Origin of the sequence: Haemophilus sp. HMSC71H05 (assembly GCF_001838635.1) — a bacterium.
Lineage (GTDB): Bacteria > Pseudomonadota > Gammaproteobacteria > Enterobacterales > Pasteurellaceae > Haemophilus_D > Haemophilus_D parainfluenzae_R.
In genome coordinates this window covers 141,491-157,892 of record NZ_KV838028.1, presented here as the reverse complement: position 1 = coordinate 157,892, position 16,402 = coordinate 141,491, and the positions used below count along the sequence as shown (strand labels likewise).

The window sequence follows — 16,402 nt, the reverse complement described above, 5'->3', positions numbered from 1 at the left end:
CTTCTCCTTTAGTCCAACTCAAGGAGAAGTGAAAACTTACTAAGTTTTGACCGCACTTCCAATTTTAAATGCGAAATATGTTTTTTCTAGATATATGCCTATTTTACCCTTCAACAGCATTTCTTGTATTATCACTTTATAACATCTAAATTTGATAATAATTCTTATTTATGGCAATATTCTGATGTTTTATTCAGACAGGAGTTTATATGCAAAAAAATCAACAATTCGTTTAATTTTGGCCGTTCTATTACTGACTTTTGGTATCACTACTCAAGCAGAAATAAAAACAATCAAAGATGTATTAGGACGAGAAGTTAACGTTGATGTGCCCGTAAAAAATGCCGTGTTAGGCTTTTACTATCCTGATTACATTGCTGTTACGGGTGTTGAAAATTTTAAATATGTTAAAGGTATCTCACGTGAATTTTGGGAAAAATTTAATCCAGGAAGTTGGGCATTGTTTTCTGAAAAAATGCCTGAACTCAAAAATATTGCTGATATTGGTAATGTAAATACAGGAACTTTCTCAACCGAAAAAACCTTGGCATTAAAACCTGATGTATTGATTCTTGCAGAATGGCAATATCAAACTATTGGTTCCGAACTACCAAAGTTAGAACAAGCTGGCGTTCCAATTATTGTTGTCGATTTTAATGCTCAAAGTGTAGAACGACACACCCAAAGCGCAAAGATTTTTGGGCAACTTGCAGGTACCGAAGAACGAGCAAATAAAATTGCAGATGAATATGCTCAAGGCATTACTGATATTCAAAAACGTGTAAAAGAGGCTAACCTACCTAAACCTAAAATCTATGTAGAATTTGGCAATAAAGGTCCTAGTGAATATAGCTTTACCTTTGGTAAAAATATGTGGGGTGCTATTGCTGAAACTGTTGGCGGGGATAACGTAAGCGCGCCTTTTGTCGAAAATTGGGGACCAATTAATCCAGAACAACTTCTTGCCGCACAACCTGAAGTGATTATGATTTCTGGCACAGAAATGGGGCATGAAACTAACGATGAAATGATGGCGATGGGAATAAACATCAATGAACAGGATGCACAAAAACGCCTAAAAGGTTTCTTAACCCGTGCAGGGTGGCAAGATTTACCTGCAGTTAAAAACCACCGTGTTTACGGTATTTATCATACGGCTTCTCGCTCACTAAGTGATCTAGCAGCCGCTCAATTTATGGCAAAAGCACTTTACCCAAAACTTTTTGAAGACATAGACCCACAAAAAACCTTTATGGATTTCCATAAAAACTATTTGCCTATCATACCTAGTGGTACGTTTTTTATTAAATTGAAAGATTAAACAATTCATAAGGTGAGCGATGCTCACCTTTTTTATATTCTCACTGCCTTTCATAAGTGAAAACTCCTTTATTTTTGACCGCTCTTTGGAAGATGCGGTGTAAATCTCGCCTTTAATGGCATTCTTTCCTGAATACGTTCCCGATTAATCTGTAACGCCGCCTCTGTGGCTTCATAGTCCAACCATAAACTTGGATCATCGGGTAACGTTTCATTCCAAATATACTGCACGTTAAAGCCTCGCGCTTTACATTCCGCATGTAATGCATCATACCGTTTCTTTAAAAATGCCAATTTATTAAAGAAAAAACGCACATGCCCTTCCCCTAATTTATATTCTGCAGGCTGTCCTTTTAAGTGATATTTACCTTTTGCTACGGCATTAGGAATACGGGTTAATTCACGATGTTCAGCTAAAAGATGCTGATCACAAAGCTCCTCAGGCGGAACAAGATTAATTCGAGTCATAAACGATACCAAAGAAAAAGAAACATAGTACGGGGCATGAATGTATTTGTCTATCTCATAATAAATACGACTCAAAAGATGAATTCTTTTTCTTTGATTTTCACATACATCAATCCTTGCTAAACTGATTAAAAATATCGCTATTGAAGGAATCTCTCATGTCTGTCAAAACATTTGAAAAATTGACCGCACTTTTAGATAAGCATCAAGCACGCTATCGCGTGGTTGAACACCCCACCGCAGGAAAATCAGAGGAAGTGGCTAAAATCCGTGGCACAGAATTAGGACAAGGGGCAAAAGCCTTGGTATGCAAAGTAAAAGGGAATGGCGTAAAACAAGCAGTATTAGTTATATTACCAGCTGATCAACAATCTGATTTAAGCAAAGTAGCGGCCTATTTGGGTGGAACTAAGGCGTCACTTGCTAGCCCTGCAGAAGTGGATACCCTAACTGACTGTGTATTTGGTGCAATTCCGCCTTTTAGCTTTCATCCTGATTTGTTGCTAATTGCTGATCCTAGCTTGCTTTCTCGTTATGATGAATTAGCATTTAATGCAGGTACGTTAGAACGCTCTATTATTCTCAATACACGAGATTATGCCTCAATCGTTCAGCCCACATTAGTGGATGTAATAAAAACCGAATAGAGAAAAGATTGGTTGTCTTTCATTTGATTGATACAATGCTTCCGTTTTTCTATTAATTGGACATCTCATGAAAAAATATCTTAAAGCATTTATTCTTTTTCCGTTGATTATTCAAATTATCGGCACTGTCGCCTTAACATTCTCGAATAATGACACTGATCAAATTCAGAGCTCAGTGCTTTCTGTCTTTATAGTGGCTGCAGTGCCGACTTTTCTCATTACGCTTTGGGCGGCATTTCATCGTTATGCAAGCTACAATGTGAAAGCTATTGCATTAATTGCAGGATTAATCGGATTTAGTTACACAGTCGTGGCAGGATTCTTTTATGCCACACTCATTAATGACATGGGATTTGGCGAATGGTTACGCGCAGGAGGATTAGAAATTACCTGCTTAATGGCCGCAGGTTTGGCGCTTTATTCTGTTATGGTATTACCGCTCTTGTTACCGAAAGAACGCCCGCTATAAGGCGATTTGAGGAGAATATTGAGCAGTTAAATCCACCAAATCTGCTAATGAAATTGACCGCACTCTATTGTTTTCTGGCAAAAGTGCGGTTAAATTTCGGGCTAAAACATCTTGTTCCAGCACAAAACATTGTCCTTTGCATTGAGTAAACATTTCTCCGTACTTTACCGCTAGCAACACACCATCTTGCCATAAAACCACCGCATCATTTTCTGTGATTTCAGTCAAATAACGTTGAAGGTCTGTCTCAGAATCATGAGCTTGAGAAAAGGTATAAAGCATAATATTCCTTAAAACGTAAACACTTTTTCTGCTTGGCTAAGTTTATTGATCAGCGAAGTGCGGTCAATTTTTTCAGCAGAAATAATGAGTTGTTCTGTTTGCAAATTGTATTGGTCGAGCGAATCGGCGCAGACAAAGCGCTGTTCAATATCGTATAAATCTAATAATTTAAAGGTGCGGATAAAATCTTTTTGTAACAATAACTCAGGATTTTGCCCATCAAGTAAATTTAATACGCCATCATCGATAAAAAAGACACCAATTTCCTCTTCATCACAAAATGCTGTTGCCGCGAGCAAAGCATCTAAACCTTCACGAGAAATCGCGTTTCCATGCGGTGCGGTACGAAATAAGAATGCAAGCTTCATAATGTCACCACCCGATCTGCTTTTAATGCCATCGCCATAAACTCACCTAAGCCTGTAATCTCAAAACCTTCTGCCAGATTCGTTTTATCAGTCTCTTTTGCCGTAAGTGCATCCACCACACCACGACGTTGTGAAGCGGCTACACATAAATGCAAAGGAACATGATGCTGCGCTGAAAAGGCTTGCCAAGCTTGCGCGAGATTAAATTCATCATTGGCAGGATAAACTAAACCATTGCCATTACTCACGCCGTCTTGGAAAAAGAAAATTTGACTAATGACATGCCCTTTTTCGAGTAAAGCTTGGGCAAATTGATAGGCAAGAAAAGCCCCTTGTTTTCCATAAACGGGACTTTTCACAGCGAGAACATAGTTCATTACTCTTGCTCTTGTTTGATTTGACGAATATACAAATACACGGTGTGGCGAGAAATCGCGAGGCGATCAGCCACTAAATTGATCGCATCTTTAATATCAAAAATGCCTTTTTCATAAAGTGAAATCACAATCTGACGGTTCTTATTATTATTTGAAACCGAGCGATCTGCATTTACTTCTTCAATGGTTTTTTCTACCGTTTGTGCCACCAATTCTTCCACTGAACTTGCAAAATTGACGGAAGAGGTTTCATTTTGCTCCTGCGTTGGCATAAAGGCCTGCATAAATTGAGAGACTGGCACATCCAAATTAATATTGATACAAAGTAAACCAATAATGCGTTGTTTGCTATTTCGAATGGCGATGGTTACAGACTTCATCAACACATTGCCTTTAGCACGGGTGAAATAAGGCTTAGACACACTCGCACTTTGCATGTTACGCAAAGATTTCAAGGCTAAATCCGTAATAGGTGAACCCACTTGACGATTGGTATTATGCCCGTTGGCGATACAAATGGCGGAATGCTCAATGTCTTCCAAAGAGTGTAAGACGATTTCACAATGCTTGCCGATCAACGCGCTCACGCCATCAACTACCGCTTTATAGGAAATCAGAATGGTACGATCTTCATCGGTGAAAGGTTGTCTATCGGTTAGTATCATTTTTCAAATCTGGTAGGGAAAATGACCGCACTTTGGACAAAGTGCGGTTAAATTAAGGATTATTTTTTAGGATTAACATCTAATACTTCAACGTCGAAGTAAAGTGTTGCATCAGGTGGAATTGCATCGCCTGCACCTTGTTTACCGTAAGCTAATTCAGGTGGAATCACTAATTCGATTTTACCGCCTTTTTTCACTAACTGAAGACCTTCAGTCCAACCTTTGATCACTTGGTTTAATTTAAATTCTACCGGTTGACCACGTTCAACAGAGCTATCAAATACTTTACCATCTGGTAATTTACCAGTGTAATGTACTTTCACAGTATCCGTTGCTTTAATCGCCTCACCTTTACCTGCTTCAGTGATTTTGTAAAGTAAGCCATCTTTGGTGCTTTTCACGCCATCTTTTTTCGCAAATTCAGCACGGTATTTATCACCTTCTTCTTTTGCAGCTTTCGCTTGTTGTTCTACTTTTGCTTTCGCCGCAGACACTAATTGCTCTTGAATGCCATCTAAGGTTTTTTGAATTTTTTCGTCTTTACGAACATCAACTTTACCTTCTAATGCATCTTTTAAGCCATCTAAAATACGTGCATTGTCGTATTGAATGACCTCTTTTTGAGCATCCACTAAATCTTTTACTTGGTTACCCATTAATGCACCTACAGCATAAGACGCATCACTTGCGCTTGGCGCTACTTTATCTTCTGCAAAAACAGAACCAGAAACGACCGCACTTACCATAAGTGCAGCAAGAGAAAGCTTTTGAATTTTCAACATTTTGCTTGATCCTTTATAATAGAAACGGAATAGCGAATAGGTTAAATCGGATTGACCAAATTCACAACATTTTTTTAAAAATTAGAGAAATTTTATGCAAAATCAACAAATTTTAGAAGATCGCATTGCTGAACTTGAAATGAAAATTGCATTTCAAGAACAACTTTTAGACGAGCTAAACCAAGCATTAGTTCAACAACAGTTTGATATGGATAAAATTCAACTTCAACTCCGCTATCTCGCCGGCAAATTAAAAGATATGCAACCTTCTAATATTGCCAGCCAAGCAGAAGAAACACCGCCTCCGCATTATTAAAATGTAATAAAACCATATTTTATCTAAATGCGTGATCTTCATCACAAATTCATAAAAAATATTTTTATTTTATTGAAAAAATAACCAAGTGTTTTATGGTTACCTCTATCGTTGTAAGCCAAATAGAGGATGTAAAAATGGCAAAGTTAGAAATAAAAAATATTACAAAAAAATTTGGTGACTTTTACGCAGCAAATAATATTACTTTTACCGCTGAAGAAGGCGAGTTTGTCACCTTATTAGGACCAAGTGGCTGTGGTAAAACCTCCTTATTAAAATTAATCGCTGGATTTCATGTGGCTGATGAAGGTGAAATCCTTATTGGAGGAAAAAATGTTAACAATGTTCCTCCAGAAAAACGCAATACAGCCATGTGTTTCCAATCTTATGCCCTTTTCCCTCACCTCAACGTTTCTCACAATATTTGCTATGGTTTAAAGCAACGTAAAATTGATATTGAAGAACAAAAACAGCGTTTAGATCTCGCATTGAAGCAAATGGATTTAGAATTTCATAAATTGAAATTACCTAATGAGCTTTCTGGAGGTCAACAACAGCGTGTCGCATTAGCCAGAGCCATGGTTACTCGTCCAGATGTGATTTTATTTGATGAACCACTTTCTAACTTAGATGCCAAATTACGCGAAAGTGTACGTTTTGAAATTAAGCAACTCTCAAAACAATATAATTTGACGAGTATTTATGTGACTCACGATCAGGCTGAAGCCCTAACTATGTCAGATAAAATCATCGTGTTAAATAAGGGCTCTATTGAGCAAATTGGCTCTCCTCAAGATATTTATCATCATCCTAAAAACCGCTTTGTGGCAGATTTTATTGGCATTGCCAATATCACGGAAGCCAATGTGAAAAACATCGGTGACAATCTTTATGCAGTGAGTTCTATTTTTGGCGATTTCACCGTATTTTCTGAGAAAAAACCGGAATCTGAACGAATTTATATTTGCTTTCGACCAGAAGACATTGAATTGTTACCAAACGCACAAACGGAAGCGGAAAACCAAATTACAGTAGATATCATCAACACCGCTTTTATGGGCAATATCACGGAAGTGCAAGGAATCATTAAACGTAATGATGAAGAGAAAAAATTACGTCTGCAACTAACAAAATGCCCGAATTTGAGCGATAAACTCACCTTTACGGTTCCCCGCCATGCGATTAAATTCTTGGAGTCCGTAAAATGAAAAGTCTCAAAAATGATGTAAAAGCATGGTTATTACTATGCAGCGGTTTAGGTACGATCCTATTTTTAATGGGGTCCACATTCTACATTGTCGTCTCTCAAAGCCTTGGTTTATACAGTATGGGCGGGGAAGAAAGTCAATTTAGTTTGGAATATTGGCAAGCCGTATTAAATAGTCCTGTATTCCAAAATTCGTATATTTATTCCGTAAAAGTGTCTTTATTAGGGGCCATTTTATCCATCATCGTGGCTTATCCCATTGCTATGTGGTTGCGTAAAAAATTGCCTGCCAAGGTAACGATCATCACCATCTTGCGGGCACCTATGTTGGTACCTGGATTGGTTGCCGCCTTTTTGTTCGTCAATATGATTTCTTACCACGGCATTCTTAATGAGGTATTTGTTTATTTAGGCATTTGGGACGAGCCGAAAACCTTACAAAATGATGAATTTGGTTGGGGGGTAGTGATTTTACAAATGTGGAAAAACATTCCCTTTGCTTTAATTCTTATTGGTGGCGCGGTCAATTCACTGAAAACTGATTTATTAGATGCAGCAGCTAATTTAGGTTCGAGTCCTTGGCAACGTTTTCGTTATGTGATCTTCCCACTAACCTTAGGTGCGGTACAAGTTTCTTTTATTTTAATATTTATTGGCGCACTCGGTGATTTCGCCTTTTATAGTATTGCTGGTCCTCGTAGTACCTATTCTTTAGCACGTTTAATGCAAATGTCTGCCTATGAATTTGAAGAGTGGAATCAAAGTGCGGTCATGGCATTAACTATTATGTTGACCTCTGCCTTCTTCACCATCCTAGTGTCATTATTGATTAAACCATTAGCCGTCAAACGTGGAGAAGTCAAATGAGTAGTTCCGTACAAATCACAACGAAAAATGGTCGATTAATCGCACGTATTTCCTTAGCGTTCTTTATTCTTGCTAATTTTATTTGGTTGTTCTTACCCTTTTTAATGGCAGGTTTATGGTCATTGGTAGATCCCGCTAAACCGTGGAGTTATCCAGATATTTTCCCTCAATCATTATCTTTTGAGCGTTGGAAAATTGTATGGGAAACCACCTCTTTACCTGAAGCAATGTTTAATAGCTATACCATTGCGCCTACGGTTTCTCTGATCACTATTTTACTCTCTCTCCCAACAGCTTATGCATTTGGACGTATGGAGTTTAGAGGTAAAAAATTAGCAGAATTATTAACACTGATTCCATTGGTTATTCCAGGCATGATTATTGCCCTATTCTTTAGCCGCATGTTATTGGATTTAAATATTAATAATCCATTCATCGGCATTGTTATTGGGCATGTTGTACTCACGTTACCTTATGCTATTCGGATTTTATCCGCGGGCTTTTCTTCTGTACCGCAAGACCTTATTGATGCTAGCCGTGACTTAGGTGCATCTAAATTTACCGTTTTCAAAGACGTGTATATGCCGATGTTAAAACCTAGTTTTTTAGCATCAATTATCTTCTGTTTAGTGAAAAGTATTGAAGAGTTTGCTATCGCTTTCGTTATCGGCTCACCAGACTTTATTACCGTGCCAACCATTTTATATTCTTTCCTCGGTTATTCTTTTATTCGTCCGAATGCGGCCGTTGTATCGATTATTTTGTTGGTACCAAACATTATTTTGATGATGATTATCGAAAAATTGTTGAAAGGGAATTATCTCTCTCAATCCACAGGAAAAGCATAATTTTCACAAGGAGCATCTTATGCAAAAAAATATCCGTAAACTTCTATCCATTGGTCTTACCGCTGCCGCCTTGGCTATCAGCACTTTCGCCTCGGCTTCCACAGACTTAAGTGGTAAATCTTGGAGTGAAATCGAAGAACTGGCCAAAAAAGAAGGAAAATTGACAGTTAGCGTTTGGTATTTGCAGCCGCAATTCCGTAATTTTGTCAAAGAATTTGAAAATCAATACGGTATTAAAGTCAAAGTACCTGAAGGCACCTTGGACGGTAATATCAATAAACTGATTGCTGAAAAAAATCTAGAAACCGGCAAAATGGACGTGGTTGTGTTAAATGCTGACCGTTTAGGCAACGTAGCGAAAAATGACATTCTTGTAAAACTCAATAACTTACCAAATTTCGATAAATTAAATCACCACTTACAAGGTGTTGAATTAGGCGATGTAGCTGTAGGTTACTGGGGTAATCAAACTGGTCTAGCTTATGATCCTATGCGAATTAAAGAAGAGGAATTGCCACAATCTTGGGCTGATATGGAAAGCTATATTGATAAAAATCCCAAAAAATTCGGCTATTCTGACCCAAATGGTGGTAGCTCGGGTAATGCCTTCATTCAACGAGCTTTAGTGTACATCAATGGTGATTATGATTATCGTACCGATAAAATCGATGAAGCACAAATTGCTAATTGGAAGAAAACCTGGGATTGGTTCAGCAGTAAAAAAGATGCGCTAATCCGTACCGCTTCGAATGCTGATAGTTTAACCCGTTTAAACGACGGTGAGTTAGTAATTGTCTCCGCATGGCAAGACCACTTGTTCAGTTTGCAAAAACAAGGTGCGATTACTGACCGCTTAAAATTCTATGTACCAAAATTTGGGATGCCTGGTGGTGGTAATGTTGTAACCGTAGCAAAAAATGCACCGAACCCAGCCGCATCACTTGTTTTCGTACATTGGATTACCTCACCTGAAGTACAACAGAAATTAAACCAAGAATTCGGTGTTCGTCCACTCAATAGTGAATCTGGCTTGAAAGATACTATTTTCTTCTCAACACCATGGCGTAAAGCCGAAATGGAAGCCTTCACAAAAGAGGTTATTTCGAGATAAACAATAAACCGCACTTTAACGTGCGGTTTACTTTTATAGGCTAATAAAGTGCGGTCAATTTTAACCACATTTACAACCAAACAAAATAAGTCATGCTGCCGATGATGGCAATACAGAATAGGTTTAGAATCAAACCGACTTTCGCCATATCAAGTTGTTTCACATTTCCGGTTGCAAACACGATAGCATTTGGCGGTGTAGCGATTGGCAACATAAATGCACAACTTGCCCCACAAGCAATAATCGCTGCTAAAGCGATAGGCGGTAAATTCATAGATTGTGCCACTGAAATCACAATTGGCATAATCAATGCAGCACTGGCGGTATTCGATGTGAATTCTGTTAAGAAAATAATAAATGCAGTTATCACAAAGCAAAGTACCCAAAGTGGTTTGGTTTGTACAAACTGAACGATGCTATCCGCCATAATCTTACTGGCACCCGAATCTTTCATCACAATGCTGAGTGTCAAACCACCACCAAATAAAACGAGCACGCCCCATTCAACACGCTCTTGAATTTCTTTCCAAGTCGCCACGCCTGAAATACAAATAAAGATCACAACGCATAGCGCAATTACCGTATCAAAGTTTTCGATTTTTTTCGGTAATTCAAGGAAAGCACTAATCCATGGGTTTAAGAGAGAGCTGAAAAGCAACATAATTGCCATGCCGATAAAGATCAGCAAAGTAATGATATTTTTTCGGTTAAAACTGACTTTCTCAAGTGATGGATTAAAATCCACAGAAAAGTCTGGACGTAAAATCACCCATAAAGAAAAAATCATTGAAGGCACAAGCAATACCATCACCGGGAAACCGTAGCCTAGCCATTCCGTGAAGGTCACTTGAATTTGAGATGCCAAAATCGCATTCGGAGCACTTCCCACCAAGGTACCAATGCCACCAATACTGGCACTAAATGCCATGCCTAATAATACGAAGGCGTACAACCGATGATTTTTCTCTGCATTGATACCTTTTAACATCCCCATGGTGAGCGGTAACATCATGGCTGCCACAGCGGTGTTGTTAATCCACATAGAAAGGAATGTCGTTACGGTAAACAGATAGGTGATAGAAAGTTTTAAGTTTCCCTTGGCTAAACGAATAATGTAATTCGCAATAATCTTGTCTAGATTCTGAATTTGTAACACCGCAGCCACCACAAATCCCCCAAAGAACATATAAATAATTGGCGTAGAGAATGGCGCAAGGGCTTTTTGTGTATTAATCAAGCCTAATCCTATGGCCAAAACAGGTACCATCAGGGATGTTACGGTAATATTAAAGGCTTCCGTTAACCATAATATACCAATGAAAATCAGCAAGGCTAGCCCGCGATTCTCTTGAGCAGAAAATGGCAGTATTTTGATTAACACCAACATGAAGACAAAGTCTAAGGCAAGAATAATGAGACTTTTATATTTAGAGAGAAAGGTTTGTTGAGTTTGCATATACAATCTCCTATAAAACGATAGGGGAGATTATTAATTAGCATTTAACCGAAAAAATTGAAACATATTTTTAACAAATTTGTGACACGCTTCAAACTATTTTTGTATAAACAACAAACCGCACCTAAAAGTGCGGTCTGTTTTGCTTTCGTTTTTTATTGTTGCATACGAGCTTGAATTCGTTCTGGCAATCTTAATCCAACGAGAGCAACAAGGACAATTGTCCAGAATAAGGTGACATACACAAGGGCTGAACCAAGTCCCACTCTTTCGCTAAGGGCCGCGGCAATCACTGGAGACACCCCACCACCGATCGCTGCGAAGTTATAGATGAAACCAATACCTGTGCTTCGCATTTCAGCTGGGAAGAACGTCGCCATATATTTTGGCACTAAACCGGCAATCCCTAAGTTAGTTGCAAGTAAGAAGAAGAGCAACGCACCAAGCGCTAATACATTATTTTCTGGCAAATAGAATACTGGGAAGAGGAAGAAAAGTGATAACAATAAGCTATATACAAAGGTTTTCTTCTCACCCAATTTGTCCCCGATAAAGCCTGCAATTAAGGTACCGATGAGGATACCAAAGCCTGCCCAGAACATCAGTGATTTAACATTCTCAGCATAGCCGTTTTCTTTGAGGTAAAGTGGAAGCAAGCCTACTACCGGCCAGTTTACGGAAAAAATTGAATAACAAACTAAGAAAATAATTAAGGTAATTGGTAATTGTTTTTTAGTGAATAGGTCAGTAAGTGGAACTTTATTCACTTTACCCGCCGCTTTTGCTTGCGCCCATTCTTCACTTTCAGGTGCATGGCGACGAACGTAGAGCACTAAAGCGACTGGTGCTAAACCAATGAAGAAAGCCATACGCCAACCATAAGCTTGTGCAACCCAAGGAATCACTTGAGAAGCAAGAATATTACCGATAGAAAAGCCACTCACTAAGAATGCACTGGCTTTTGTACGTAAATGTTGTGGCCAACTTTCAATGGCATAGGAGGAAGAACACGCATATTCACCCGCCATCCCCATGCCGATAATCATACGGAAGATGAAAAGCCAAATATAACTGGTGGATAAACCGCACAAGAATGTGCCAACGGAATACGTGATAATGGAAACAATCATCGCCAAACGACGACCATATTTATCGGCAAAACTACCAAAAATCGCCCCACCTAATGGACGTGCGACGAACGCTGCAAGTAATAATGTAGATGTTTCCGTTGTGCTCATGGCGAATTCTTTTTGAATATCCAAAAGCACATAAGTGATAAGCATATAATCGAAGCCATCAAAAACATAACCTAACCAAGCCGCAAATAACGCTTTTTTTTGCGTAGGACTGACTTCTTTATACCATGGTAATGATGTTGCCATAACAACCTCCTTCCTTGTATTTGAGAATTTTGTGGTATAGATCACAGAATTTAAAATCACTGCTAATTTCTGCTTGCATAAATAAAGATAAGACGTATGATGTCCTATGTCAATTAGAGAGAATGAGAGCTGGATCACAAATTCAGAAAATAGATTAGAAAATGAGAACAGAAATGAAAAAAACAAGTAAAAAAGAAGCAAGTCTCGTTTTGCAGGATAAAATCAAATCGCTCATCATCAAACAAAATCTTAAATCCGGCGATTTAATGCCAACAGAAAATGAGCTGATTGAACAGCTCGGAGTGAGCCGTTCCAGTTTGCGTGAGGCCATTAAATCTTTAGAGGCGCTATACATTTTAGACATTCGCCATGGCGTCGGCACCTTTGTGAGTGAATCATCTCTTGTACCCATGATTCGTGGATTAAGCTTTCACACCCAACTGAATTTGCATAATGATCATAATCAGCTGATTAATATTTTGGATATTCGGGAAATTTTGGAATACGGTTTTGCTCCGATGGTGTTGGGAAAAATTAGCCAAGAACAGACCGCACTTTTGCAAAAATCAGTGGCAAACATGGAAAAAAATGCTCGTGAGCAAAAATTTTCGCCTAAAGATGAATACCACATTCATTTAAAACTTTATGAACCATTAAATAACCCGTTACTGATTCAATATTTAGATGCGTTTTGGCAAATTTATCAACAAGTGGAAAAAGGCTTACCGCCACCAACACTTTCGCCTGAAAAATCAGCCATGCAGCATCGCGAATTAATTGATGCGGTAGAAGCGCATGATTTGGTACGCATGCAACGCGCGATTTTGCAATATTTCCAAAGTATTCGCCAACGCTTACAACAAGGAGGGCATGATGCAAACTAATGGATTAAACATTGCCTTAATCGGCTGCGGCTTTTTTGGCGTTCAGTTGGCTTCAGCATTTGATAAAGCTCAAGCAAACTTAATTGCAGTGACAGATATCAATCCTTCTCTTGCACAAAAACTCGCCGACCAATATGGCAGCCAAGCCTTTTTTAGTGTGGAAGAAATGTTGGCTGAAACCAAACCTGATTTAGTTGTTATCGCCACACCAAACTATGCTCATTATTCCCCAGCGATCTTAGCGTTAAATGCTGGCTGTCATGTCTTTATTGAAACACCTTTTACCTTAAGTTCTTCCCAAGGCCAACATTTACGCCGTCTTGCCGAAGAAAAAGGCAAATTCATTTTTGTGGGCCATTTGGAACGTACGTTACCAGGCATGTTGAAAGTCAAAGCGGCTTTAGAACAAGGAAAATTAGGCAGAATTACGGTCGCACGAGCTATGCGCCAACGTTGGATTGAAAACCTACCAAACAAAGAATGGTGGAAATTAGATGCCAATCTTACGGGCGGTGAGCTTTTCCACCTCATTCATGAGCTGGATTTACTCTGTTGGTTACTAGGCGATATTGAGGCGGTCTTTGCTCAAGCGGCTAATCAAGCTCATCACGATACGCCAGATAGTCGCGATGTTTTGCAGATGTTATTACGTTTTGAAAATGGCGTGTTAGGTTCGCTCGAAATGGGCACCGCTTATCGGTTACACCAATGGGGCATTCAAATTCATGGTGAAAATGGTGTGATTGAAGTCAATTTCTTTACCTCAAGTGTCACATTTAATTATCTAGATGGAAAAATAGAACACGTTGATTTATTTGATGAATTTGAGGCTGATTTATCTTTACGCGAAAGTGCAAAAGGCACACAGCAATATAATGTCACCCACGCACCTTGCCAACTTTGGTTAAGCCGAGCCGCTGAAATCGAAGTACAAAGTGTGGTGGAGCACTTAACGCAAGGAAAAACCAGTCCATTAAGTCTATGTTTAACTGAAGCCATCGAAGTTGCAGAAGCAGCGAAGCAATCCATGGTAACGGAAAAACAAATCTCAGTGAAAAAATAAGGAGTTTATTATGATGCGATATGGTGTTGTTGGCGTTGGCTATTTTGGTGCAGATTTAGCCCGTTTCATGAATGAATTTGATGATGCACAGATTACCATGGTATACGACCCTGAAAATGGTGAAACCATTGCCCAAGAATTACAATGCGTAGCGGCAAAATCGCTTGAAGAATTAGTCACTTCCCCTGAGGTGGATTGTGTGATTGTTGCCACTCCAAACTACTTACACAAAGAACCGGTCATTCTTGCGGCGAAAAACAAAAAACATGTTTTCTGTGAAAAACCTATTGCCTTAAGCTATCAAGACTGTGACGACATGGTCCGCGCTTGCGAAGAAAATGGCGTTACCTTTATGGCTGGCCACGTGATGAACTTCTTTAACGGTGTTCACCATGCCAAAGAATTAATCAATCAAGGCGTGATCGGTAAAGTGCTTTACTGCCACACCGCACGTAACGGTTGGGAAGAACAACAACCAACCATTTCATGGAAAAAAATCCGTGAAAAATCTGGCGGTCACTTATATCACCATATTCACGAACTAGACTGCGTACAATTCATTATGGGTGGTATGCCAAAAACCGTTACTATGGCAGCTGCCAATGTTGCACACAAAGGCGAAAAATTCGGTGATGAAGACGATATGATTTTTGTCACCATGGAATACGATGATAATCGCTTTGCTGTTCTCGAATGGGGCTCCGCTTTCCGTTGGGGTGAGCATTATGTACTAATTCAAGGGGAAAAAGGTGCGATCAAACTTGATATGTACAATACCAAAGGTACCCTTCGTGTAGATGGAAAAGACACCTATTTCCTCATTCACGAAACCCAAGAAGAAGATGATGACCGTACCCGTATTTACAACAGCACAGAAATGGATGGTGCAATTCAATATGGTAAACCGGGTAAACGCACACCGCTCTGGTTGAGTTCTATCATGAAAAAAGAAATGCGTTATTTAAACGACATTCTTCATGGAATGGAACCAACAGAGGAATTTGTAAAATTACTCACCGGTGAAGCTGCCCGCGCGGCTATCGCTACTGCGGATGCATGTACCCGTTCTCGTTACGAAAACCGCAAAGTTGATTTAGCAGAAATCATCGGTAAATAAAAATAATGTAAAAATTAACCGCACTTTGGTTGAAAAATCAAAGTGCGGTTGTTTTTTTATAATGTTTTTAAAGAGTTTACGGCGATAACCGCTCTCTTTCCCATTTTCCATCATTGTATAAATAACAAATTCGGTCATGTAAACGACTTGGGCGACCTTGCCAGAATTCGATGCGATCAGGAATTACAAGATAACCGCCCCAATGTGGTGGACGAGGTACGTTTAATGGGTGTTTTGCTGCAACCAGTGCCGCTTTCGCTAATAAAGATTTGTGGCTAGAAATGACCGCACTTTGCTCACTGGCCCAAGCGCCAATTCGGCTGGTGTAAGGGCGAGTTGCAAAATATTCATCTGATTGTTCAGGCGAGATTTTTTCGGCTTTGCCCTCAATACGAACAGAACGTTCTAATTCAGGCCAAAAGAATGTCAGAGCGACGAAAGGATGATGTTCTATGGCACGACCTTTTCGGCTGTGATAATTCGTAAAAAAGACAAATCCTTGTTCGTTCACTTCTTTCAACAGTACCATTCGACTTGTTGGTCGGCCGTCTTCATTGACTGTCGCAACATTAACACCTGTCGGCTCATTGACTTTGGCTGTAATTGCTTCATTGAGCCATTTTTCAAATTGTTTTATCGGATTTGGATCGCAATCATGCTGAGAAAGCGCCTGTTTGCAATAATCCTCACGAATATCATGTAAGTCCATTTTCTTTCTCCTTTTGCTTGAAAACAAAAAGCCCTTGCAGTTGCAAGGGCTAGTATAGTCCGTT

General features: G+C 39.2%; 20 protein-coding genes. 11 read left to right on the top strand and 9 right to left on the bottom strand.

The window, feature by feature from the left end:
- Nucleotides 1-184 precede the first annotated feature (184 nt).
- Entirely contained in the window at nucleotides 185-1,321 is a 1,137-nt protein-coding gene (locus HMPREF3279_RS04600; protein WP_070868215.1) for an ABC transporter substrate-binding protein, read from the top strand.
- 68 nt (nucleotides 1,322-1,389) lie between these two features.
- On the opposite strand, the gene HMPREF3279_RS04595 is transcribed toward HMPREF3279_RS04600, so the two are convergent.
- Entirely contained in the window at nucleotides 1,390-1,788 is a 399-nt protein-coding gene (locus HMPREF3279_RS04595) for a pyrimidine dimer DNA glycosylase/endonuclease V (RefSeq protein ID WP_049356858.1), read from the bottom strand.
- A 158-nt stretch (nucleotides 1,789-1,946) separates the two neighbouring features.
- Here HMPREF3279_RS04595 and HMPREF3279_RS04590 point away from each other — a divergent pair, with 158 nt between their 5' ends.
- Together HMPREF3279_RS04590 and HMPREF3279_RS04585 are read left to right on the top strand one after the other, a co-directional pair.
- On the top strand, nucleotides 1,947-2,435 hold the full coding sequence (locus tag HMPREF3279_RS04590) for a YbaK/prolyl-tRNA synthetase associated domain-containing protein (RefSeq protein ID WP_070868214.1): 489 nt from the start codon (nucleotides 1,947-1,949) through the stop codon (nucleotides 2,433-2,435).
- Between the two features lie 67 nt (nucleotides 2,436-2,502).
- Nucleotides 2,503-2,904, top strand: coding sequence for a hypothetical protein (locus HMPREF3279_RS04585; RefSeq protein WP_070868213.1), 402 nt, complete (start codon nucleotides 2,503-2,505; stop codon nucleotides 2,902-2,904).
- On the opposite strand, the gene HMPREF3279_RS04580 is transcribed toward HMPREF3279_RS04585, so the two are convergent.
- Genes HMPREF3279_RS04580 through fkpA form a run of 5 tightly spaced genes read right to left on the bottom strand, consistent with a single transcriptional unit; the run spans nucleotide 2,899 to nucleotide 5,378 of the window.
- Nucleotides 2,899-3,186, bottom strand: a complete 288-nt coding sequence (locus HMPREF3279_RS04580) for a DsrH/TusB family sulfur relay protein (protein WP_070868212.1) — start codon at nucleotides 3,184-3,186, stop codon at nucleotides 2,899-2,901. The two genes, HMPREF3279_RS04585 and HMPREF3279_RS04580, sit on opposite strands and share 6 nt — an antisense overlap.
- Before the next feature lie 8 nt (nucleotides 3,187-3,194).
- Nucleotides 3,195-3,554: a sulfurtransferase complex subunit TusC gene (tusC, locus tag HMPREF3279_RS04575; protein ID WP_070583717.1), complete on the bottom strand. Its 360-nt coding sequence runs from the start codon at nucleotides 3,552-3,554 to the stop codon at nucleotides 3,195-3,197.
- Entirely contained in the window at nucleotides 3,551-3,931 is a 381-nt protein-coding gene (tusD, locus tag HMPREF3279_RS04570) for a sulfurtransferase complex subunit TusD (protein ID WP_070868211.1), read from the bottom strand. The genes tusC and tusD overlap by 4 nt, the downstream gene beginning before the upstream one ends.
- The gene (locus HMPREF3279_RS04565) at nucleotides 3,931-4,596 is read right to left on the bottom strand and encodes a helix-turn-helix transcriptional regulator (protein ID WP_049384689.1); all 666 of its coding nucleotides are present in this window, start codon (nucleotides 4,594-4,596) and stop codon (nucleotides 3,931-3,933) included. The genes tusD and HMPREF3279_RS04565 overlap by 1 nt, the downstream gene beginning before the upstream one ends.
- 59 nt (nucleotides 4,597-4,655) lie before the next feature.
- Nucleotides 4,656-5,378 (bottom strand): FKBP-type peptidyl-prolyl cis-trans isomerase, encoded by a 723-nt coding sequence (gene fkpA, locus HMPREF3279_RS04560; protein ID WP_070868210.1) that lies wholly within the window; start codon nucleotides 5,376-5,378, stop codon nucleotides 4,656-4,658.
- A 94-nt stretch (nucleotides 5,379-5,472) separates the two neighbouring features.
- Between fkpA and HMPREF3279_RS04555 the strand changes: the two genes are divergently transcribed.
- The 5 genes from HMPREF3279_RS04555 to HMPREF3279_RS04535 all read left to right on the top strand — a co-directional run bounded on the left by HMPREF3279_RS04555 (nucleotide 5,473) and on the right by HMPREF3279_RS04535 (nucleotide 9,727).
- Complete coding sequence (locus HMPREF3279_RS04555; RefSeq protein WP_005699194.1) at nucleotides 5,473-5,694, top strand: SlyX family protein; 222 nt, start codon at nucleotides 5,473-5,475, stop codon at nucleotides 5,692-5,694.
- Nucleotides 5,695-5,831: 137 nt separating this feature from the next.
- Entirely contained in the window at nucleotides 5,832-6,902 is a 1,071-nt protein-coding gene (locus HMPREF3279_RS04550) for an ABC transporter ATP-binding protein (protein ID WP_049366660.1), read from the top strand.
- Nucleotides 6,899-7,768, top strand: a complete 870-nt coding sequence (locus tag HMPREF3279_RS04545; protein WP_014064417.1) for an ABC transporter permease — start codon at nucleotides 6,899-6,901, stop codon at nucleotides 7,766-7,768. The genes HMPREF3279_RS04550 and HMPREF3279_RS04545 overlap by 4 nt, the downstream gene beginning before the upstream one ends.
- Nucleotides 7,765-8,616 (top strand): ABC transporter permease, encoded by an 852-nt coding sequence (locus tag HMPREF3279_RS04540; RefSeq protein WP_049366661.1) that lies wholly within the window; start codon nucleotides 7,765-7,767, stop codon nucleotides 8,614-8,616. Before HMPREF3279_RS04545 ends, HMPREF3279_RS04540 begins: the two co-directional genes overlap by 4 nt.
- A gap of 19 nt (nucleotides 8,617-8,635) precedes the next feature.
- Complete coding sequence (locus HMPREF3279_RS04535) at nucleotides 8,636-9,727, top strand: extracellular solute-binding protein (protein WP_049366662.1); 1,092 nt, start codon at nucleotides 8,636-8,638, stop codon at nucleotides 9,725-9,727.
- A 70-nt stretch (nucleotides 9,728-9,797) separates the two neighbouring features.
- Here HMPREF3279_RS04535 and HMPREF3279_RS04530 read toward each other — a convergent pair whose 3' ends face one another.
- On the bottom strand, nucleotides 9,798-11,183 hold the full coding sequence (locus HMPREF3279_RS04530) for an SLC13 family permease (protein WP_070591041.1): 1,386 nt from the start codon (nucleotides 11,181-11,183) through the stop codon (nucleotides 9,798-9,800).
- Nucleotides 11,184-11,338: 155 nt separating this feature from the next.
- Complete coding sequence (locus tag HMPREF3279_RS04525) at nucleotides 11,339-12,565, bottom strand: MFS transporter (RefSeq protein ID WP_049366664.1); 1,227 nt, start codon at nucleotides 12,563-12,565, stop codon at nucleotides 11,339-11,341.
- 173 nt (nucleotides 12,566-12,738) lie between these two features.
- Here HMPREF3279_RS04525 and HMPREF3279_RS04520 point away from each other — a divergent pair, with 173 nt between their 5' ends.
- Genes HMPREF3279_RS04520 through HMPREF3279_RS04510 form a run of 3 tightly spaced genes read left to right on the top strand, consistent with a single transcriptional unit; the run spans nucleotide 12,739 to nucleotide 15,629 of the window.
- Nucleotides 12,739-13,449 (top strand): FadR/GntR family transcriptional regulator, encoded by a 711-nt coding sequence (locus HMPREF3279_RS04520; protein ID WP_049366665.1) that lies wholly within the window; start codon nucleotides 12,739-12,741, stop codon nucleotides 13,447-13,449.
- A complete protein-coding gene (locus tag HMPREF3279_RS04515) occupies nucleotides 13,439-14,512 on the top strand; it encodes a Gfo/Idh/MocA family protein (RefSeq protein ID WP_049366666.1) in 1,074 nt (357 codons plus the stop codon). The genes HMPREF3279_RS04520 and HMPREF3279_RS04515 overlap by 11 nt, the downstream gene beginning before the upstream one ends.
- Before the next feature lie 10 nt (nucleotides 14,513-14,522).
- Nucleotides 14,523-15,629 carry a Gfo/Idh/MocA family protein gene (locus tag HMPREF3279_RS04510; protein ID WP_014064423.1) on the top strand — a complete coding sequence of 369 codons (1,107 nt, stop codon included), beginning with the start codon at nucleotides 14,523-14,525 and terminating at the stop codon, nucleotides 15,627-15,629.
- A 76-nt stretch (nucleotides 15,630-15,705) separates the two neighbouring features.
- Here the strand turns inward: HMPREF3279_RS04510 and pdxH are convergent, their stop codons facing one another.
- Nucleotides 15,706-16,338, bottom strand: a complete 633-nt coding sequence (pdxH, locus tag HMPREF3279_RS04505) for a pyridoxamine 5'-phosphate oxidase (protein WP_049366667.1) — start codon at nucleotides 16,336-16,338, stop codon at nucleotides 15,706-15,708.
- Nucleotides 16,339-16,402 lie beyond the last annotated feature (64 nt).